Annotated in this window: 16 protein-coding genes and 1 tRNA gene; 6 read left to right on the top strand and 11 right to left on the bottom strand. The window is 60.0% G+C overall.

What is annotated here, in order from left to right:
• Nucleotides 1-50 precede the first annotated feature (50 nt).
• A tRNA-Glu gene (locus tag R3D51_10435) sits at nucleotides 51-126 on the bottom strand.
• A gap of 120 nt (nucleotides 127-246) precedes the next feature.
• Nucleotides 247-663, bottom strand: a complete 417-nt coding sequence (locus R3D51_10430) for a hypothetical protein (GenBank protein ID MEZ5899897.1) — start codon at nucleotides 661-663, stop codon at nucleotides 247-249.
• A 160-nt stretch (nucleotides 664-823) separates the two neighbouring features.
• Here R3D51_10430 and R3D51_10425 point away from each other — a divergent pair, with 160 nt between their 5' ends.
• The 3 genes from R3D51_10425 (at nucleotide 824) to R3D51_10415 (ending at nucleotide 4,058) form a co-directional block, all read left to right on the top strand.
• Nucleotides 824-1,897 carry an RluA family pseudouridine synthase gene (locus tag R3D51_10425; GenBank protein MEZ5899896.1) on the top strand — a complete coding sequence of 358 codons (1,074 nt, stop codon included), beginning with the start codon at nucleotides 824-826 and terminating at the stop codon, nucleotides 1,895-1,897.
• Nucleotides 1,898-2,101: 204 nt separating this feature from the next.
• Nucleotides 2,102-2,989 carry an RNA polymerase sigma factor RpoH gene (rpoH, locus tag R3D51_10420; protein ID MEZ5899895.1) on the top strand — a complete coding sequence of 296 codons (888 nt, stop codon included), beginning with the start codon at nucleotides 2,102-2,104 and terminating at the stop codon, nucleotides 2,987-2,989.
• Nucleotides 2,990-3,119: 130 nt separating this feature from the next.
• Entirely contained in the window at nucleotides 3,120-4,058 is a 939-nt protein-coding gene (locus R3D51_10415; protein MEZ5899894.1) for a diacylglycerol kinase family protein, read from the top strand.
• A 680-nt stretch (nucleotides 4,059-4,738) separates the two neighbouring features.
• Here R3D51_10415 and R3D51_10410 read toward each other — a convergent pair.
• From R3D51_10410 to uvrC, 6 genes are all read right to left on the bottom strand, one after another.
• On the bottom strand, nucleotides 4,739-6,019 hold the full coding sequence (locus R3D51_10410) for an N-acetylmuramoyl-L-alanine amidase (GenBank protein MEZ5899893.1): 1,281 nt from the start codon (nucleotides 6,017-6,019) through the stop codon (nucleotides 4,739-4,741).
• Nucleotides 6,020-6,226: 207 nt separating this feature from the next.
• A complete protein-coding gene (locus R3D51_10405) occupies nucleotides 6,227-6,691 on the bottom strand; it encodes a molybdenum cofactor biosynthesis protein MoaE (GenBank protein MEZ5899892.1) in 465 nt (154 codons plus the stop codon).
• Nucleotides 6,692-6,696: 5 nt separating this feature from the next.
• Nucleotides 6,697-6,948 (bottom strand): molybdopterin converting factor subunit 1, encoded by a 252-nt coding sequence (moaD, locus tag R3D51_10400; protein ID MEZ5899891.1) that lies wholly within the window; start codon nucleotides 6,946-6,948, stop codon nucleotides 6,697-6,699.
• Nucleotides 6,949-6,980: 32 nt separating this feature from the next.
• Entirely contained in the window at nucleotides 6,981-7,568 is a 588-nt protein-coding gene (pgsA, locus tag R3D51_10395; GenBank protein ID MEZ5899890.1) for a CDP-diacylglycerol--glycerol-3-phosphate 3-phosphatidyltransferase, read from the bottom strand.
• 68 nt (nucleotides 7,569-7,636) lie between these two features.
• Complete coding sequence (locus R3D51_10390; GenBank protein ID MEZ5899889.1) at nucleotides 7,637-10,408, bottom strand: DUF3772 domain-containing protein; 2,772 nt, start codon at nucleotides 10,406-10,408, stop codon at nucleotides 7,637-7,639.
• A 187-nt stretch (nucleotides 10,409-10,595) separates the two neighbouring features.
• The gene (uvrC, locus tag R3D51_10385; GenBank protein MEZ5899888.1) at nucleotides 10,596-12,749 is read right to left on the bottom strand and encodes an excinuclease ABC subunit UvrC; all 2,154 of its coding nucleotides are present in this window, start codon (nucleotides 12,747-12,749) and stop codon (nucleotides 10,596-10,598) included.
• Between the two features lie 139 nt (nucleotides 12,750-12,888).
• On the opposite strand from uvrC, the gene R3D51_10380 reads away from it, so the two are divergent.
• Both R3D51_10380 and R3D51_10375 read left to right on the top strand, forming a co-directional pair.
• Nucleotides 12,889-13,857 (top strand): hypothetical protein, encoded by a 969-nt coding sequence (locus tag R3D51_10380; GenBank protein ID MEZ5899887.1) that lies wholly within the window; start codon nucleotides 12,889-12,891, stop codon nucleotides 13,855-13,857.
• A 167-nt stretch (nucleotides 13,858-14,024) separates the two neighbouring features.
• Nucleotides 14,025-15,560, top strand: a complete 1,536-nt coding sequence (locus R3D51_10375; protein ID MEZ5899886.1) for an amidohydrolase family protein — start codon at nucleotides 14,025-14,027, stop codon at nucleotides 15,558-15,560.
• 90 nt (nucleotides 15,561-15,650) lie between these two features.
• On the opposite strand, the gene R3D51_10370 is transcribed toward R3D51_10375, so the two are convergent.
• The 3 genes from R3D51_10370 to R3D51_10360 all read right to left on the bottom strand — a co-directional run bounded on the left by R3D51_10370 (nucleotide 15,651) and on the right by R3D51_10360 (nucleotide 19,445).
• Complete coding sequence (locus R3D51_10370; protein ID MEZ5899885.1) at nucleotides 15,651-17,096, bottom strand: glucosaminidase domain-containing protein; 1,446 nt, start codon at nucleotides 17,094-17,096, stop codon at nucleotides 15,651-15,653.
• 42 nt (nucleotides 17,097-17,138) lie between these two features.
• A complete protein-coding gene (locus R3D51_10365) occupies nucleotides 17,139-18,431 on the bottom strand; it encodes a glucosaminidase domain-containing protein (protein ID MEZ5899884.1) in 1,293 nt (430 codons plus the stop codon).
• A 264-nt stretch (nucleotides 18,432-18,695) separates the two neighbouring features.
• Complete coding sequence (locus R3D51_10360) at nucleotides 18,696-19,445, bottom strand: SDR family oxidoreductase (GenBank protein ID MEZ5899883.1); 750 nt, start codon at nucleotides 19,443-19,445, stop codon at nucleotides 18,696-18,698.
• A 181-nt stretch (nucleotides 19,446-19,626) separates the two neighbouring features.
• Here R3D51_10360 and R3D51_10355 point away from each other — a divergent pair, with 181 nt between their 5' ends.
• Nucleotides 19,627-20,424, top strand: a complete 798-nt coding sequence (locus R3D51_10355) for a hypothetical protein (protein ID MEZ5899882.1) — start codon at nucleotides 19,627-19,629, stop codon at nucleotides 20,422-20,424.
• Nucleotides 20,425-20,499 lie beyond the last annotated feature (75 nt).

Genomic DNA, 20,499 nt, shown 5'->3' with positions numbered 1-20,499 from the left:
GCAGCGATGGTGCAAAAGACACCTTGCAACGTAAGCCCTGGAGGAAAAGCTGGCGCCCCGTAGGGGACTCGAACCCCTGTTGCCCACGTGAGAGGCGGGTGTCCTGGGCCACTAGACGAACGGGGCGCATCTCACTTGTGCCCGTATAGGGGAGTGCGCAGGCGCAATCAAGAGGACATGCGCGCCGAGCCTTGCGTTATTCATTTCGCGCGCCATGCGGCATATTCAAAGCCACCTTGCGAAGTGCTATTGGGCGTTTGGCAAGGCCTCCCGGGCCGTTACGTCCGCAATGCGCGCGCCCGTCTCAAGATCCAGGATCGTGATGCCTGACCCACGCGGCCCCTCATGGTGAACCGCCAGCCGATTGCCAGAAAGCGAAACGGAGACGATTTTCGCCCCCTGCGGCAGCTCCAACGTGATCGAGGGCCCCGCGGAAACACCTGGGCGGGAAATTGTGGCTGCCGGAGCTACGTGCTTGCTTGCTCCTGAGACGATGCGCGCGACGATGGCACCCAGGCCCGCTACGATGAAGAGCGTCATTACCGCAATAATGATCTTCAGGTTGCGCTGCAGGCGCATTTCGCGCATGAGAGCGGCATCGTCTGCTGCCGCGCTATTTGCGGTGCCAGTGTTGGTGGCTTGCGCCTCACCCTCGCGGGTCATGCCTTCCTCCTAGAACAACCAAAGCGATCACCGGCGGAAAGCCGTGCCCAAATCTCCTCGACCCAGCAAATCTCGATCCAAGACCGATCAGCTCGAGAGCCGACCGGTTGAAGAGCCGACTGCGCACGAGCCTATCGAGGACATCGACGCCGTCGAAGAGTTGACGGGCCCCGTTACTTTGACCGTGCCGCCTGAGGATGCGGGCCAGCGCCTCGACCGTTGGCTCGCCGGACGGGTGCCGCAACTCAGCCGCGCGCGGTTGCAAGCGCTCATCCGCGAAGGGGCCGTCACGTCTGGGCGCGAGACCATAGGCGACGGCAACTTGAGGGTCAAACCGGGCGACGTGTACCGCTTCGTTCCGCCCGACCCCGAGCCGAGCGACGTGGCGGGAGAGAACATTGCGCTCGACATCGTCTATGAGGATGCCGACGTCATCGTCATCGACAAGCCCGCAGGGCTTGTGGTGCATCCGGCGGCCGGTCATGCTTCGGGCACTCTGGTCAATGCCCTTGTGGCGCATTGCGGCGACAGCCTGTCGGGCATTGGCGGGATCAGACGTCCCGGCATCGTCCACCGGCTGGACAAGGACACATCAGGATTGCTGGTTGTCGCCAAGAACGACGCGGCTCACCAGAGCCTTTCGGAGCAGTTCAAATCGCATGGCGCCGACGGCCGCCTTGAACGGGTGTACAAGGCCTTGGTTTGGGGCCAGCTTCAGCGCGCTGAGGGCACGATAGATGCGCCCTTGGCGCGAAGCACGTCCAATCGCCAGAAGATATCGGTGACGCGCGGCGAGAGCGGCCGCCATGCCATTACCCATTATAGGGTACTCGAGACATTCGTCGGACCGCGCGGTGGCGTTGAGGCGAGCCTTGTAGAGCTGAGGCTGGAAACCGGCCGAACCCATCAAATCCGCGTGCACCTGGCGCATATCGGACATCCGGTTTTGGGGGATGCCACATATGGCGCCGGCTTCAAGACGCGCTCGGCGGTGCTGGATCAAGGGGCTCGGGCTGCACTGGAACAGCTCGGGAGACAAGCTTTACATGCTGCATCGCTTGCTTTCGAGCATCCAAGGAAACGCAAGCAGATGGTTTTCCAGTCAGAATTTCCTGAGGAGATTCAGCGTCTTGTCGACAGGCTGCGTGGGGGCGCTCCGGAGCCTGCCGGCGGCAGGGCACGGCGAGCGACGGCAAAGACGAATGCTGCCGCCAAGGACCTGAAGAAGGGCTAATCACGCAACGTTGATCGTTTGTCGCCGCCCCAAGGGGGTGAAATGCTGCGTCTAAACAATATGTAACGACCGCCGGAACGGGGTCGTCATTATCGTTGATACCGGAACTAGGAGCGGGATGAGCCCGTTCCGTCAGGGAGCCGCCACGAACATGTCCAGGGTTAGATCCCGCAGGACAGGGGGACGGGCGGTTGGAGAAAAAGTATGGCTTCCAACGCATATCCGACAATTGCTGGCGGATCGCTTGGGCTTTCCAAATATCTGGAAGAGATCCGCAAGTTTCCCATGCTCGAGCCTGGCGAAGAGTACATGCTCGCCAAGCGCTGGCAGGAACATGCGGACGCCGATGCGGCCGAAAAGCTCGTCACATCGCACTTGCGGCTCGTGGCGCGTATCGCCATGGGCTATCGCGGCTACGGTCTGCCTATCGGCGAGGTGATCTCGGAAGGCAACGTCGGGCTTATGCAGGCTGTCAAGCGCTTTGAGCCCGATAAGGGGTTCCGCCTCGCTACATATGCGATGTGGTGGATCCGCGCTTCCATTCAAGAATACATTCTGCGCTCGTGGAGCCTTGTGAAGATGGGCACCACGGCCGCGCAGAAGAAGTTGTTCTTCAACCTGCGCCGCGCCAAGAGCCAGTTGCAGGCGCTCGAAGAGGGCGATCTCAAGCCTGAGCACGTCAAGAAGATCGCGACCAAGCTTGGCGTTTCGGAAGACGATGTCGTCAGCATGAACCGCCGTCTGGGCGGCGATGCTTCGCTCAATGCGCCGGTACGCGCCGACGCAGAGGCTGGCGAGTGGCAGGACTGGCTTGTCGATGACGCACCGAGCCAGGAAGATCGGCTCGTCGAAAGCGAAGAGCTATCGCGGAGGAAGTCCTATCTGAAGAACGCGATGTCCGTGCTCAACGACCGCGAGCGTCAGATCTTTGAGGCACGCCGCCTTCGCGAGGACCCGGCCACACTTGAGGATCTGTCGAGCGAATTCGGCGTTTCGCGCGAGCGCATCCGCCAGATCGAAGTTCGGGCCTTCGAAAAAGTGCAAAAGGCTGTGCAGAACTCTGCCCGCCGCACAGAAGGGCCGGCAGCCTGACCATTTGGGCTGCTCTGGCCTGCTTGACGTAAAACTGTCATAATTTTAACGAGGAGAGGACAGCTACCGGCTGTCCTCTCTTTTCTTTTGCTCACGCGCCCGCCGGGGGCGCTTCAGGAATGCCCTAACGATGCGGCAGCGGTTTGCATTAGTCTTCAATCAGCGCGCCGGTTCAATCCGGCCGCTGCTGCTTGACCGCGTGCTGGCAAATCTTCGCAAGGCCGGTGCGCACATCTTCCCTGTGTCGGCCGCAAGCTCCGATGAAGCGACGCGCATGGTGGAGCAGATCGCTCGTAACGGTGACGCTGACGCGGTGATCGCTGCGGGCGGCGATGGAACAATCCGCGCCGTTGCAGCCGGGCTTTCGGGCACCACGCTCCCGGTTGGAATCGTCCCGCTGGGGACCGGCAACGTCATGAAATACGAGATCGGGCTGGGATCAGGCGCCGACGAGATAGCGCGTACGCTTCTCGACGGTCCCGTCATCACTGCCCGAGGCGGTCTGGTCAACGGCGCGCCATTCTTTCTGATGGCTGGCGCGGGGTTCGACGGCCGCATCGTTGCGGGTCTCAATCAGAAAATGAAGCGGGTTCTAGGCCGCGCGGCCTACGCCGTGCCGGTGACGCGCGCACTGATCTCGGGACCTGAACTCTTCGACGTCCAGGTAGACGGCACATGCTATCAGGCCAGTTGGGTGATCGTGTCGAACGCGGCCCACTATGGCGGCTCGTTCGTGCTCACCAGGCAGACGCAGTTAGGCGCCAACCAGCTAATCGCCATTATCGTGACGGGCAAAACCAGATCGGCACTCTTGGCCGCCTCTCTGGCGCTTGCCACGGGCCGGCTGCCCGACCCCAATACCTGTCCGAAGGGCGTTATCGTGCGCGCTGCGTCGCGCGTGAAGATCGGTGCTCAAACACCCGTCTATGTCGAGGTCGACGGCGACGAGGCCGGGCTGGCCCCTGTCGAAATTACGGGTGGGGGGCCGGAAGTTTGCCTGATTGCCACTCCCGCTTATGTTGCTGATCTCACGAACCGTCACACGAATCACTTACCATTGGCAGTGTGAGTGGTTGATGAGTTCTTAAGATCGTATTGATCTTTCGGCCTCTACAACACTGTGCGAGCGTCAGAGACAGCATAAGGGGTTCATGCCCACTTCTTCTCTGAACCGGATCCGGATGGACCGGCAGATGGCTTTGAATGGCGCGTGGCAGCAATGGATAGGGCTGCCCGAGGGAGCGTCGCTCAAGTCCAGGCTCGGCAAGGCTCACGTTCCTGTCCAACCCTCTCCGCATATCGGTTTTGAACCACGTTGTCCGTGCGAAATCCGGCGAGCCCGCGTGCCGGAAATTCGTGCGCGTGCAGGTTCAGGTCGAAGCTCCGGCCCGTGGCGGCCGGGTTGCGGACACTCGGAAGACGGAGTGCCTCATGCAGAAGAGCCTTTCTCGACCACTACGCTCCAGGATCAACAGCACAGGTGCACGCAATCGTTCGTCTCAACGGGACCCGCGCTGGTTGTTTCTTCTGCTCTGGCGTCAGCATAGCAAGCATCCCCCATGTAGGACTTAAATGAGCCTCAGCCGGAAGCGTGCGATGCATTCCGGCCAGGATTGAAATGAAAAGGCCGGCTCGCGACATGCGCGCCGGCCTTTTTGCTAGTTGTTCCGCTAGGACGAGCGGCTATTTTGGTCCGCTGTCAAAAATATTGTCCGGATGTTGCAGATTTAGCGAGCGTGCGCACAGACGCTACATGGGCAGTCGCGCGACCTCGGTGGAGAAATAGTTGTCGATGGCTTGGACGATGGAGTCTGCGACTTTCTCCCGCCACTCGTCCGATTTCAGGTTCCGCGCATCCTGTGTATTGGTGACGTAGGCAAGCTCGATCAGCACTGAGGGAAACTGAGCTGTCTTCAGAACACGAAACGCCGCCTGCTGGTCGGGCTCATCGCGCATTGTCGTGCTTTCGCTCATGTTCTCGATGACGGTTTTTGCGAACAGATCCGAGCGTTGCTGTGTGCGGGCGACGTCCCGTTCCGCAAGATCTGCAAGGATGTTTGCCACGGTCGCCGTATCGCCGTTACCCTGCTTCACTACGTCCATCTCGGTGGGTGACAGCAATTTTTCCGCAGAGCGAGAGGTGAGCGACTGTTTTAGGCTCACGGCGACCTTGTCGCGCAGCGAAAAGATTGTGGCGCCGCGTGCACGCTTGTTGGCGTAGTCGGCATGGATCGCGATGAAGAGGTTTGCGCCGTTGCGCTCCGCGTATAAGCGGCGCTCGTCGAGCGGGATGAAAACATCCGTGGAGCGCGTCATCAGAACCTTGTAGCGCCCCGTCGCCTCCAAATCCTCACGCAACACATGCGCGAACGCGAGAACAACGTCCTTTTCGACCGTACCGTACTTGGTGGCGCCGGAGTCCATGCCGCCATGACCGGGATCGAGAACGATGACGGGCTTGAATGCGCGCGCGGCACGCTCTTTGGGGCTGCGTGCGGGCCGGGGGAGTGGGGGCTGAAGGCTAACCGTGCTGCTGCCGTTCGGCGCGAACTGCATGCCTTTGCGCGATTTCATGGCCGCATCGACCGAAAGAATATCGAGAGCAAGGCGGTAGCCGCCCTTGGTCTTGTCCAACTTGGTGCTATCGACCACCACAGGCTGGGCAACGTCGATCACGATGCGCATGCGGCCAGGGGCGGCCAATCCAGCCCGGAAGGATTTTACCAGGCCGTGCGCTCCATCACGTCCGAGATCCGGCAGGCGCACCTTGTCGTCAGCCAGTTCCAGAACGACCCGGTTGGGATGGGAGAGCGCGAACACCTTGAATTCGACCTTGCGCTCAAGGCCGACGATGAAGCGCGTATAGACGGGGCCCTTGGCGACCGCCTCGGTGGCCTGGGCAGCGTTTGCCCCGGCAAGTGCTGCTGAGGGAACGTTAGCAGCTACCTGCTGGCCGGCGACTTCTTGGGCCTGCGCGCGCGGCGGCGTCGAGATCATGGCCGAAAAAGCCGCGACCGCGCATGCCAGCAAGCACACTCTCGAAAAGACAGTCACTTCGTATTACCCCCGTCAACGCGCACCCCCCGTGAAGGAATGCGGGACACAACTGGAGTGCCTGCTGAAAATGGCGTTTTGAGGAAAGCAGCAGGCCTTTGTTAAGCTTATCGCTCTTCGGACGTTAAGGGCGTGTTAACGGGTCGGAGCCGCAGGGGAAAGTCAGTCAGCGGATGCAATGCGTTAGGAACGGGACTTCGACCATCGTAGCGCCGTCGCATCGTCGCTGTCGCGCGCATCGACCCATGTCCCCTCTCCGGTGGGCCCAATTTCCTTTTTCCAGAATGGGGCTCGGGTCTTGAGGTAGTCCATGAGGAATTCGCAGGCGGCGAGCGCATCGCCCCGATGGGGGGAACAAGTGATTACGAGAACAATGTTGTCGCCGGGGTGAAGTTCACCCACGCGGTGGACGACGAGACTGGCAGAAAGTTTGAAGCGCTGGACGGCCTCCATCTCGATACGTCCGAGTTCAGCTTCCGTCATGCCGGGATAGTGTTCCAGCACCATGGCGCGAAGCGGGTTTCCATGGTTGGCTCCGCGCACCTTGCCGATGAACGTAGCCACGGCACCGATGCTGTCGTTGCCATCGGTCAGCAAGGAGATTTCCGCCGAGACATCGAAATCCGCTTCCTGCACGCGCACGCTCATCGGAGTCATCCCCCGGTGACGGGCGGGAAGAATGCGACTTCGCGGGCTTGTGCGATGGAGGCCTGCGGCTTGACGTGCGTATGATCTATCGCCGCGCGGACAGAGGCCGGATGGGCAAAAGCCGCCTCGAACTCGGGCCCGCGCGAACGCAAGAGTTCAACCAGGTCCGCGACAGTCGCAACGCGATCGGGAACCTTGACACGCTCCGTGCCCACGCCAGTCTTTTCGCGTACCCAGGCAAAGTAGCGGACGGTGATTTCACGTGTCGGTTCAGTCACGATTTGAGGTCCTAGCGTTCGATTGCGTGGCGGATGCCCGCCTTGAGATAATCGTAACCTGTAACCAGGGTCAAAAGCGCGGAGATCCACAAGATCACCATTCCAACCTCGGTCACTTTGCTGATGTAGACGCTGGCGGCTGGTCCTGCCAGGAGCATGGCGAGGGCGATGAACTGGAACGCGGTCTTCCACTTGGCAAGCTGGGTAACGTGAATCTTCACGTTGAGCTCTGCCAGGAATTCCCGCAGCCCCGAAACCAGGATCTCTCGTGAAAGGATGATCACGGCGGCCCACATCGACCAGCCGCTGATAGTCCGGTCATACACGAGCATGAGCAGCGCGGCCCCGACCAAGAGCTTGTCGGCGATAGGGTCGAGCATACGGCCGAGCGTGGACTGCTGCTCCCACATCCGGGCCAAGTAGCCATCCAGCCAATCGGTGATGCTCGCCAGGACAAAGACGCCGAAGGCCGACCAGCGGGCCGTGGCATTATCGGGAAAGAACATCAAGGCCACGAGCACAGGCACCGCCACAATCCTTCCGTAAGTCAGGATGTTAGGCAGGCTGGTTGCAATTGGTCGTCGGGCGGCTTGATCCATGGATTGTGGCTAACCCTTCCACAAAGCATCCGTCAATGGGCTGCTACCGATAATGCTACCGGAGCGGTCTAGACTCCCGGCGACACGACTGCCGTGACTAAAGGCATAGCCTTTTCGATCTGATGCTCCCGAAGCGCCTCGAAAACCGCCACCCGCAGGTCGGATTGGACCCTCACGCCCGAGGAAATATCGCCCAAAAACGCCCGCAGCGAGTACTCTGTTGCGGTCTGGGTGTACCCCTCAAAGACGGCAATTGGCGCCGGTTCGCTCAGGACATCGGGGTGAGCCTGCGCGCACTCCTGCAAGATGGCAAGAACCGTCCGAGGGTCGGCGTTTGCTCCCGCTGAGAACCGCAGAACGACGCGGCCGAGCGCGCTGCGGTGGGTCCAGTTCATCACCCTGCCGGTGATCAACTCGGAGTTGGGGACGATTAAGCTGGCGCGATTGAAGGTCTCGATCTCGGTGGAGCGCACTGAGATATTCTTCACCGTGCCTTCTTCCGTGCCAACCACGACCCAGTCGCCGACCTTAATGGGGCGTTCGATGAGCAGGATCAGTCCCGACACGAAGTTGTTGACAATGGACTGCAGACCAAAGCCGATGCCGACCGACAATGCGCCCGCGACAATGGCCAGGTTGGTGATATCGAAGCCTGCATATGAAACCGCGATGATCGAGGCGAGTGCGATGCCGGTATATCCGACAGCGGTATCGACCGAGTTCGCAACGCCTGGATCCATACGCGGCGCGACAAGCACGTTCTGGCGCAAGCGGCGCTGAACCAAGCGCGTTACGAACAACAGCGCCATGAACAGCAAGATACCGCCGAGGATGCGCACCAGAGAAATGCGAATCTGGCCGATCTCGAAGCCGAACAATGCCGCCTTCAGCCAGTCGCGAATATCAGCCGCCGCAAATCCCCACTGCAACAGCAAGACGGGAAGCAACGTCAAGAAAAGGATGAAGGTAAGAACCGCTTCAGTGAGCCACGCGAGCTGCCTTCTGCGAGGTTCATCCATGCCGAATGCATCGTGCAGGATGGATCCGACAGCGTGCCCCCCCTTCGTACCCTCGCGTGTGAACGCTCGAATTGCAAAGAATAGCAGGATGCCGACGAGCGCCACGATGCCCGTCATCACGACCTGTTGGGCAATGAAGCGGCCAAGCGCGACGTAGCCTGTAAGGCACGCGACCACGATTGCAAGCACGACAAGCCAAAGTGGAAACTTCAACCACCGGGGATAGCTGCGCGGATAAGGCTCCGAGCGCGGATGTCCCGTCGGCGAGAAGGGTGTTAGCAGCAATCCCGCGAGTACCGCGGCAAACGCAAGGCTTGAGATCAGCGACTGCACGACGCTCAAGGACAGAGGGAAGTACAGGATCTGGGCGAACTCGGAGAAGAACAGATCAAGACAATAGATTGCGGCCAGGATCTTGAGCAGTCGTCCGACCCGCCGCGCAGCGCGATCTGACAACGGTATGAGACGCCGCTGTGGCGAGTAGGGCGCAAAGACTGTCGAAACCAGGGCCGAGACGGCCGAAAAAATCAGTATCGCATAGAGCAGTGCGGTGGCGGTCGGCATCGTCGTCGGGTGATACAGCAGCCCGATGTGGTCCAGTCCGAAGTACAAGACAAGTGCGGTGAGGATGCCGGGCATGGCGCGCACCGGCGCAATCCAAGACCCCGCCGCCGCGCGTTCGAAGAATGTCCATTCGGGGTGTCCTGGCGTCGGACGGAATCGCGTCAGCCAACCGGCAAGCAACTTCAAAAATAAATACGTGAACGCCGCAGCCGCCAGCACGATGGACAGACGGCCTTTGCGGGTGTCGGCATTTCGCAGCCAGTCGGAACCATTGTAGCCGATGCGCCAGGATACAGATGGCCAGTCGCGAACGACGTCCTCCCAAAGTTCCGAAAACAGTGGGCTGGACATGCGCTGGGTGAGGCTCTTGACGAACAGCTCAAGCCGCAAGTCTGTAATCTTGTCGATGGCCTGCCGTGCGCGCCACCAGGTTACTTCGAGCGTTTTGATCGCCCCGGAAACCTCGGCGGCTTCAGCGCCAAGGCGGGCGCGCTCTGTGGCCGCTGTGGGTGCTTCAGGCGGATCATCCTTGCCGGGCGCCGGCCCAAGTTTGGCGATTTGGCCTTCCAAATCCGCCAGGCGCGGGCGCAAGCTGTCGGCTGTGCGGGTGGTCGAAGAAATCACGCCGTCGATATCGTTGCGCAAACGGCCGAGGTCGGCATCGACGTCCTTGATTGCGGAGAGCTTCTTCTCCGCACCATCCATGACGTCGGTTGTCTTTTCGATCGTTGTCGCGACCTCCGGCGGCAACGGGGTCGGTTTCGGTACAGGTTTTGCCGGTTGAGGCGGCTCGGCTTGCGTCTCGGGCGCCGGGGCTGGCGCACCAGCCCCTTCGGCCGCGGGAGCCGCAGCATCACCCGCGGGTACGGCGGCCGGTGCTTGTTGCTGGGTCTGTTGGGCCGCACCGTTCGCAGCCGGAGCAGCCGCAGCCGGTGCGGGCTGTGCTGCAGCAGGTGCCTGCTGAGGCGCGGGGGCTTGTGCTGCAGGCGCCTGCTGGGGCGTGTGTTGGGCTGGGGCCTGTTGTGTTGCCGCGGGCTGTGTGGAGGGCGCTTGCTGCGCAGCCGCCGGTTTGCTTTCCGCCGCCTTAGTGGTTGCTTTCGTACTGGTTGGCTTTGCTGCCGCTGGCGCCTTGGGCTGTTCGACCTCAGTTTGCCATTCGGTCTGGGCCCCTGCCGTCCGAGCATTCGACGCAACGTTGAAAGCTGCGAACGCAAGCAATGCGGCCGTCAAACAGGCTTTGCTTCGATGGAAGTTCATTGGCACCAGTAATCGAGTTTCGGGGGATTTATCGCCAAGCCTCTGATGGACCGGCAATGCGCGCCAAAATAGGGCGAAAGCGTCGCGGAAATCCACCCCACGTTATCTAACCGCACGGGAACGTTATCGGATTTCCACCAGAAGCATCTGTTTCAGAATGCCGCGTGCCGGCCGGAAACGATATTCGTCAACTTCGACGCTCGTTGAAGAAATCATAGATTTTCTGTGCCATTTCAGAGGAAATGCCCTCAACCTCTTTCAAGTCTTCGACGCCCGCGCGCGAAACGGCTTTTGCGGAGCCGAAATGCTTGAGCAGCGCACGTTTGCGCGTGGGCCCTATACCATCGATCTCGTCGAGCGGATTGGCGCTCAAAGCTTTCGAGCGTTTGGCGCGGTGGGTGCCAATTGCAAATCGGTGGGCTTCGTCGCGCAATCTTTGAACGAAATACAAGACCGGATCACGCGGCTCGAGCATGAAGGATTTGTCTTTGCCGGGGATGTGAAAATGCTCGCGGCCAGCGTCTCGATCGGGCCCCTTTGCCACTCCGATGAGCGCGATATCGTGAATGCCGAGTTCGCGCATCACTTCGCAGGCAATCGACAATTGGCCAAGTCCGCCATCGACGAAGACGACGTCGGGGCGGTCGGGAAAGATGTCTTTTTCCGGTGCCATATCATCATCGCCAGAGTTTTTACTCGTATCGTCTGCGGTAGATGAAGCGTCATCAAGAACCGTGTCAGGCGGAACATCGCGCGCGATCCGCCCGCTTGCGGCAAGCGGGATCATGCCGAGCGCAAGTTTTTTCATTTCGCGCGAGGTGTGTGCCGGAGGGGAGATGCGTGAGCCGCCTTCTTCGTTCGCCGGAGTTTCGGTGTGCGGTACGTCGCGCGTCGAACCTTCTTCGCTAGCTGAATCCGACGTGAGTCGTTTGAAGCGGCGTGCAAGCACTTCGCGCATCATTGCATAGTCGTCGCCTGGTGTGGTCGCATCCGACTTGATGTTGAACTTGCGGTATTGTCCTTTGACGAAGCCTTCCGGCCCGGCGACGATCATCGCGCCAACTGCATTCGTGCCCGAGATGTGACTATTGTCGAACACCTCAATGCGGCGCGGTGTGCTTGCCAGCCCGAAGCGTTCCGCCAAACCTTCGAGCAAACGTGTCTGCGAAGACGTTTCCGCAAGTTTGCGGCCCAACGCTTCGCGCGCATTGGCGATGGCATGTTCCACAAGAGCGGATTTTGTGCCGCGCGAGGGCACCCGGATTTCAACTTTGCGCTCTGCCTTTGACGTCAACGCTTCGGCGAGCAGGTCATGGTTCGGAATTTCGTGTGATAGAAGGATGAGCCGCGGCACCGGCTTGTCGTCGTAGAACTGCGCGATGAAGGCATCGAGCACGTCTTCCACACCGAGTGAGCGGTCTGCTCTGGGATAGTAGGCACGGTTGCCCCAGTTCTGTCCGGTGCGGAAGAAGAACACCTGAATGCAGGTCTGTCCGCCCTCTTGGTGGGCTGCGAATACGTCGGCCTCCTCGACGCCTTCAGGATTGATCGATTGATCTGCTGTGACGTGCGCCAACGCCCACAATCTGTTGCGGTACTTGGCGGCCGCCTCGAACTCCAGTTTGTCTGAAGCCTCGGTCATCAGGCGCTGGTACATCTCGCGCACGCTCTGACTTTCGCCGCGCAAGAAGCGTACAGCTTCGTCCGTCAGCTTGCGATAGTCCTCCAGCGAGATTTCGCTGGTGCATGGAGCGGCGCATCGTTTGATCTGGAATAGCAGGCAAGGGCGCGTGCGGTTCTCGTAAAAGCTGTCGGAGCAGGTGCGCAAGAGAAACGCACGTTGCAGCATGTTGATGGCGCGGTTGACGGCGCCAGCGGAGGCAAACGGTCCGAAGTAGTCGCCTTTGCGATTGCGCGCGCCCCGGTGTTTCGTCAACTGCGGTGCCGGGTGGTCGCGGCTGATGAGGATATAGGGAAACGACTTGTCGTCCCGCATCAAAACGTTGAAACGTGGCTTGAAGCGCTTGATGAGGTTGGCTTCGAGAAGTAGCGCTTCCGCTTCCGTGCGAACGGTTACGAACTCCATCGAATGTGTCGCCAGGATCATGCGCGCGATGCGATTGGTGTGGCCTTGCAAGCGCGTATAGTTGGCCACGCGCGCTTTTAGCGAGCGGGCTTTGCCGACATAGATGACTTCGCCCTGCGCATCGAGCATCCGGTAGACGCCCGGCGAGGCAGGCAACGTCTTCCAATAGCGCGCGATGACCCGCGTGCCGGCATCTTCGGCCTCCGTCGATTCAAGCTCGACGCCTTCTTCATTTGCGGGATCTTGCGTGACCATGGCGCCAATATTGGGCTTTGCCGGACCCCGTCAAGCCACAGCAAGGGGGCGGCAGCGCCACATTATGGCCATCGGAGGGGTGCGAGGTCGCCGCCAAGCTTTCCAATATCGTTTTTTGCGCGGATTTCCGGAGCTTGCCATGCGTTTGATCGCAGCTCTCATAGCTCTCGCAGTGAGCTTTTCGGCGGTGTCAGGACCGTTGCTGGCGAAGCAAAAGCAGCCAAGACCGTTCAACGGTTCTGAAGAACTGCTGTCTTGGATCAACGGCTATCGCCTCAAGCCCGAGCCAGACCGCCTGCCCGAGGCCATTAGGGCCATGATCAAATCCAGCGTGACCAAGGACATGGATCAGGCCGGCGTCTACATCGGATTTACAGCAGGCGTTATCGGCTCCAATCCGGATAAGGCGGAAGCGTTGATTACCAAGATGTTCCCGCTCGATCCGCAGGATCAGGTCTTGCTGATCAAAGCGATTGCCTATTCGGGACTGACCGATTGGCAGGAAGTGATGAAGAAGTTTGTCGAGCGGATGCCAGCGCGTAAGGTTCTGATCGACAAGTACCTGTTTGGTGGCAAGCCGACGTTGGAAAACCTGCCATTCGAGGAAAGCTCGTCGGCTATCGACATCAATTGGGGCTATTACTTTGCCACGGGCGCAGAAGCGCCGGTGCGCCGCATCGTGACGGTGCTCGCCTGGTCGCTTGACCGCGATAGTGTCGAAAAGCTGACGATCGGCGCCATGGCGAAGTGGACACTCGCGCAAAACGCCGCCCGCGATCCGGAGTTACTCTCCCTTTTGAAGGGCATCTCGTCGGATCAGGATGTGAAGGTCCGCGCGCCGCTTGGCGAAGTCATTGAAGCAGCCGAAACTCTGGAGCTTTCAAAGATCCGCAAAGAGGCGTTGGCCTCCATCGACGAACTTAAGGCGAAGGGCCCTGAAAGTACGCGTAACTTCAACTGGTGGGGTCAGGCGGGGCAGACCGTATTTGCACTCGGTTGCGTCGCGGCGGGCGCATTAGGGCAGGTTGAGGTCGGCATTCCGTGCGTTGTTGGCGGCGCGCTGTCGAACGCGGCTCTGAAATACCTTGGCCCTTCGGGCGGGAATTGATCCCGTCGCACGATGTTTCGGCCGCTGCGAACGCCAATACGTTGAGCCAATTGCCCGGCAGGATGTAATGATACAAGATTGTTGAACCATAATGCGATGTGGCTTCTGCTCAGAAGGCCGCTGAGCAGTCGCAACGCATTGCCACAGAACGAAAAAGGGAAACGCCAATGTCGTTGTGGATCCGGACGGAGAAGTACCACCTTGGTTTGCAGGAACGCGATGAAACCGCAGAAGCCGAAAGCTCTTTGCCGGTTCCATCGCAGGTGTTATCGAACGGTGAGTTCAATCCTTCGCCGCAGAATGACGTGCAGCGCAAGGTCAAGAGCCACATCTTGTCCGAGGCAACTGAACTCGCCAAAAAGAACAACGTCTCACGCCGCTCGTTCTTGCGCTCGGCGGCAGGGTTTGCGCTGTCCTTCTCGGTGATGAATGAGCACTACGGCAACGTGTTCGGCGCTTCTAGAGCTGAGGCGGCGGACGTCTCCATGGCGGAAGCGCGCGCGGCAGCCCTGCGTGATCAATTCATTTTCGACGACCAATTGCACTTCGTCTACGAAGGCTTCTCGTTCGAGGGCCTGAAGGCGCTGCGCAAGTATGGCATGGAAAAATGGGTCCCTGAGAAATTCCGCGACAAGCAAACCGAGTTCGAGCAGCTTCAGTTCGCCAACTTCTTGAAAGAGGTCTACTTCGACAGCGATACCAAACTCGGCATCCTATCGGGCGCACCGGCCGACGATGCAGCCAACTGGTTCCTCACCAACAAGGAAATGTACCGCGCGCAAGGCCTGATGGACGATCTGTGCGGCTCGCGCCGCATGTGGAGCCAGGCGATCGTGCGTCCCAACACGCCGGGCTGGCTTGAGGAGATGGATCGCTGTGCAGCAGAGCAGAAACCGATCAGCTGGAAGGGCTATACGGTGGGTGATCCACTCTCCAACAGTGACTTCCCCTACCGCCTCGACGATGAAAAGCTGATGTATCCAGCTTACGAAAAAATGGTGAAGTCGGGCATCAAGACGTTCTGCATTCATAAGGGGCTGCTGCCGAACGACTATGCAGATAACTTCCACGCCTGGAAGCACGCCATGGTCGACGACGTGGGCAAGGCCGCGAAGGACTGGCCGGGTCTGAATTTCGTTATCTTCCACTCCGGACTGAAGCCCCTGAACGACTATCCGCAGGATCATCTCGACAAGTTCAAAAAAACCGGGCGCATCGACTGGGTTTCGGATCTGGCCGAAATCCCGGCCAAATACGGCGTGACAAACGTCTATGCCGAATTAGGCAGCTGCTTTGCCAATTGCGTGATCTCTCATCCCCAGCATGCCGCAGGTCTTCTTGGTACGCTCATCAAGGGTATGGGCGATGATCACGTGATCTGGGGGACAGACTCTGTTTGGTATGGCTCACCGCAGTGGCAGATCGAAGCCTTGCGCCGGATGGAGATCCCCGAAGAGATGCGCGAGACGTTCGCGTTCAAGGAGCTTGGTGGTGACGACAGCGAGGTGAAGCGTAAGATCTTCGGCCTCAACATCTGCAACATCCATGGGTTCGATCCCAACGATCTGTCGAAGCAGGGCGTGAACATGAAGGACGACAAGCTGCAGAAAGCGAAGGAAGCCTACCAGAAGGAAGGTACGGATCGGACGAACGCATTCTACGGCTTCATCGACAACAAGGATATTTCGTTCAAGCGCGCGTAATGAGCGCACAGGACGGTTGAGTAAAAAAGGGCGGCAACTAGGTTTGCCGCCCTTTTTTCTTTTGCGCGTTGTGTTGGAGTGAATTCCGGCTCAGCCCGACGGGCAAATGGTTCGCGCTTTGGTGAGCGCGTCGTCCCTGCTTGCGTAAGTCCCAATCAGCTTTGCGCCGGGTGCTCTTTCCTTGGCGTAGCTCTCCAACATCGTATCTTCGAACCCGTCCAGCACCGTTAGTGCGGTCAGTTGGATGGCTCCGCTCGCGTCGGCTTGAACGAGCAGCGTCTTGTGTCCGCCATAGCTCGCGCTCAGGATCCGGCATTCTCCGAGCGATGCCGTGCGAACGGCGGTTGTGATCCGTCTGGCATCGTCAGACGGCGTATCTGAGTCTGGCATGATGCGGGCGGGAACGCTTGCGGTTTTGATGACGGGATCGACCGGACCGCCCAAGTGCGAGGGGGGCGTGTCGGTCGGCGCAATCCTGAAATGCGGAAGCTGCACCTCTCCGGAAGCGCCCGCCGAGGCATGTTGCGGATTGTCGTCGCTGTTTTCCAGCGTGCCAGCCGGGCGAGCCTGTTCACTCGCGTGCGCTCTGGTGTCAGCGGGATCATAGCCATCCTCCCGGGTCCAAAGCGTGCGCACGGGGGGGCGCCCGTTGTGACCCGGGGTTGGTGGCGTCTCTTTGATGGCGGCAGCGGGAGCTATCTGAGGTGGCGGCGTACGTGTTTCGCGCCGTGGCTTGTCTGCAGTGTTGGTGTTATCGCTCGTTTCTTGAGCGACGCTGCGCGAGGCCCAGGGAAGGACTTCTTCCGGACCCCCGAGGTGATCGGGTGCGGGGCCCACCAATCCCGCGTGCCGTTCATATCGGCGTACCGGTTTTGGGGCCGGTGGCGGCGCCATGTCGGCCGTTGCGGGGCCTTTGCAGTAGCCGTCGTTGAACAACTTGGCGACGATGTCGATGGATCGGGCATAGGCGCGGTCCGCGGCCCACCTGCGCGCGAGATCGCCGAACGTGACGGCACGGCGCAATCTTCGCGACTGGGCGATGATGTCGTCCTGGTTCTCACTGGTGCGTTTAGCAACCGGATCTTGCACGTGCTCGCCAGAGTAAGCCACGAGATGCTGGATCTGGGCGTGCACGCCGGTCTTGATGTCGGCAAATCGCTCGCCTGCAACACCGCCGCCTGTCGCGCCGATGCCGGCGAAATTATTCTGCCGTTCGTGGACGTCGCCACGCCTGCCGTCACCGCGGCGGTACTTCAGATAATTAGTTTCCAGAAGCATCTGGAAGAAGGCGTAATCCCAACGCACGTTCCAGGCTTCGCCGTAGTATTTGTACCAGCGCGCAATTTCTCCGTAGCGCGGATTGAGCTCTTCGTTTCGGTCTCGCAGAAAAGCCATCAGGCGCTCTGGCGATACGCAGGCAGGAACGCGGTTGTTTGTGTCGGTGCGGATCGGTGGAGCGGCTTGGACGGCCGTGGTCAGAAGAAGTTGGCAGACGAAGGCCGTAGCCACGCTCTGCGCCCGTTGTCTGACGCGCATACTTGCGTTCATCGGTGAACCCTCAAGGGCCAATTTCTAAGATCAGCCCTCGGGGCAGAGTTCGAACGCTTTGTCGAGCGCCTGCGTCTGGTTGGGAAATTCCCCGACCGTCTGCCCGCCCTTTGCGTAAGCGGCGATATAAGCTTCCGCTTCACGCTTGGCGGTCTGCTCGTTCACGTCGAGCACGGTGTAGTTTACCGTGTCGTCCGTGCTTGCCTTGATGATCATCGCATGAGCGCCGCCGTAGCTCGCGGTCCATACCCGGCATTTTGCAGGCTGAACCGCGTTCTTGGTGCCAGCACCCAGTGCTGCCGTCAGAACCTTTTGTTTTGGGGCGGCCTTTGTGCGCTGCTCGTTGGCGGCTTGTTCGAGAGCGGCTTGCGCCGCAGCAGTTTCAGCGGGCGTCTCGGCAGCTTCTTCCTGCTGCCCATTAATGATCTTGAAGGCCGGCTTGTCGCTGGCTTCGGCCGTGACCGGCTGAGCCGTGGCTGCGGCTTCTTCGGCCGTAAGCGAGCTTGCACCGAGGCTTGAGCGGACAAAAGATCCTGAGGCGCGGGCCTCTGCTACTGCGCGTTTTGCTAGCTCTGAGCCAGAAACGCTATTGCGTGCCTGCCCATCGTCGGCCGCCGCGGTCTTTGACGGAGCTGCCGTTTCTGGATGGACGAGAGCCATCATCTCGGGCTTGGGATCGGCCCCATGACACGCGCCCGAATAGAAGGCGTCGGCCACGTTCGCGATGTCGCGGGAATAGTTGCGCGATGACGGCGCCCATTTCTTTGCGAGCATCGTGTAGGTCATCGGCCCTTTGACGCTCTTCTGCCAGGAGTCGAGAACGCCCCATTCGCGAACCTTGCGGGTGCGTTCGGCCACCGGGTTGTCAACCGGGGTTCCGGCATACAAAAGCAGATGTTCTAGATGGGCTTGAACGCCCGTCGCGACGTCAGGGAAGCTTTCGCCGTGTTCTTTGCGGCCTGTAGCGCCAAGACCAGCGAAATTATTCTGGTCGGCGGAAACGTCGCCGGTGAACTTCAGATTGCCTGTCTCCAGCAGCATCTGGAAGAAGGCAATGTCCCATCGGATATGAAGCTGCTCACCAATGCGCATGTAGTCAGCAGCAATGGTCGAGAACTTCTCTGGCAGCGCACCGTTGCGTTGTTCCAGAAAGGCGGTCAGCCGGCCAGGTGTCGCGCAGGCGGGCACCGAGTTTCCGTCCGACAACTGGACCTGGGGAAGACTAGCGGCAAAAGCCGTAGCGGAGCAGGCGAACGCCGATACGGCGGTCGCCAAACGGAGCGCAAAACGCGCCCCATAGCGGCACATCATGGTTTCACCCATAATTACGCGACACCCTCAACAGGCGCCATACAGAACCAATTAAGGTTCTTAGGCGCTTAACCTTAACAAAGTGTTGATTGAGCCCCCGTGGCTCGCATGAACAAGGTCGCCGAGCATTGCGGCGTCAATGAGAACGTTACAGGGCGGACATGAGGCATTCGCCATTTGCGCCCGCAAAATCTCGTTCTGCACCAATGGCATCAAGGTGGGTGCTGAGCGGGGTGTATACATCTTTTCTGGCTACGGAGTTGGCCTCGAAAAATTTCAGGCGAGGTGTTGGCCTGCATCGAGTGCGATCATCTGCCCGGTCATTGACGGCGAGGACAGGATGAAGCGTACCGCAGCCGCGATTTCCGACGGCGAGGGGCCACGCTTGAGCAGCGTCGCGCACTGTTCGGCAGCGAAATCCTGCGGCGTCTGATGGATGCTCTGCAGGACGGGTCCTGGACCGATGGCATTGACCCGAATCCGCGGACTAAGAGCCTGTGCGAGAGTTTGGGTTGCGGTCCAAAGGCCGGCCTTGGAGATTGTGTAGGAGAAGAAATCCGGCGTCAGCTTCCAGACCCGCTGGTCGATGATGTTGATGATGTTGCCTTCGGTCTCAGAGGGGAGGCCGCGTAGCATAGCCTGGGCCAAAAACACTGGCGCCTTGAGATTGATGTTCTGGTGGACGTCCCACGTCTCCTGGTCCAGCGTCTCGATTGTGTCGAGCATGAATTCGGACGCGTTGTTGATCAGGCAGATGGGAGCGTGTCCTAGCGCGTGCGCGCAGGCCTCCACAAGGTGCGCCACGGCCGCGCCATCTCCGAGATCGGCAGCGAGAGCGGCGGCCTTCACCCCGCTGCCGAGAGCCTCGATCTGGCTCACCAATGCGCGGGCTTCCTCGGCCGATTTGCGATAGTGCACGCCCACAGACCAGCCATGCTGTGCCAGGTCGAGTGCGATGGTCCGGCCGATCCGCCGCGCGGCGCCAGTGATCAACGCAACCTTGGGTGTGGTGTCTGACGATGACATATATGCCGAACCAAAGTGAGGGGTCGGGAAACTGAGAGGCGTTACGCCGCTCGAAGTCAACAGGATCGAACGGCGCAAGGCCGGTCTGTGCGCCTTCTTTGTCAACTGCAGTGAATTTTCCCCATTCCCACTGCTGTGGCGTCTTGCAGGAAATGGCTCTGTCGCTGGATATTGAGCGCAGATGCGAATCGGCAAAGGACGGGTACCCGTGTTGGCTCCCATCGTACTCATTTTCGGAATGATAAGTCTGACGGTGGCGGCCATCGTCTATGTCGTGCTGCCATCGTTGCGGCCGCCGCGCAAAGTCGTTCTTTCGGCCGATCCCGATGCGCCAAAGCCGTTTGGACCGGCCATGGCATGGATCGCCGTGCGGACGGACGACTTCGAAGGGGTGGCCGAAACACTGGAGCTTGAAGTCCTGGTTGCCGCCAACTGGGATGCGGGAGTTGGAACCATCTATGATGCGTCCCTGTCGGACGACCACATCTTCCTGTCGCCTTCGGTCAATGGTTGGACGTTTGTCGCGGGTGTACCGTTACCGCTGCCCGCGGGTAGGGCATTCGTCGACAAGCTGACGCCGTTGCTGCAGCAGCTGGGAGAGCGGTTTCGCGATGTACAGTACTTTGCAGCGTTTCCGGACGTCGACTTCTATGCCTGGGCACGCATCGAGCGCGGCCGCATCGTGCGCGCTTTTGCTGTGGGCGAGGAGGGCGTAATTTGGGACCGTGGACGCCAGTCGCCTCAAGAGCGCGCTCTGGGATTGAAATTGTACGAGGTGCGCGGCATCCGCGAGCGCAAAGGCGATGCTGGAGCGGCAATCATTCTCCATCCGACGCAAGAACAAGTCTTGCGCTTGGCGTGCGGATGGAGCCTGGATCCTTCGATGCTCGACAAAATCAACAATGTGCCCGCTGCCATCGGCGCTGTGGCCCGTGCGCCAGCCTCATGGCGCAGCGAGCGCATCCGTAAAGCAGCTTGAGGTTTTTCAGCTCATCTCATGATGGGCAGCGCCTGAGAATGCCAAAGCAAGATTTCCTATAGGACGCGCGAAGCG

Source organism: Hyphomicrobiaceae bacterium, from assembly GCA_041397645.1.
GTDB lineage: Bacteria > Pseudomonadota > Alphaproteobacteria > Rhizobiales > Hyphomicrobiaceae > Hyphomicrobium_B.
The sequence above is the reverse complement of the archived record's forward strand: the minus strand, read 5'-3'. Positions and strand labels throughout refer to the sequence as shown.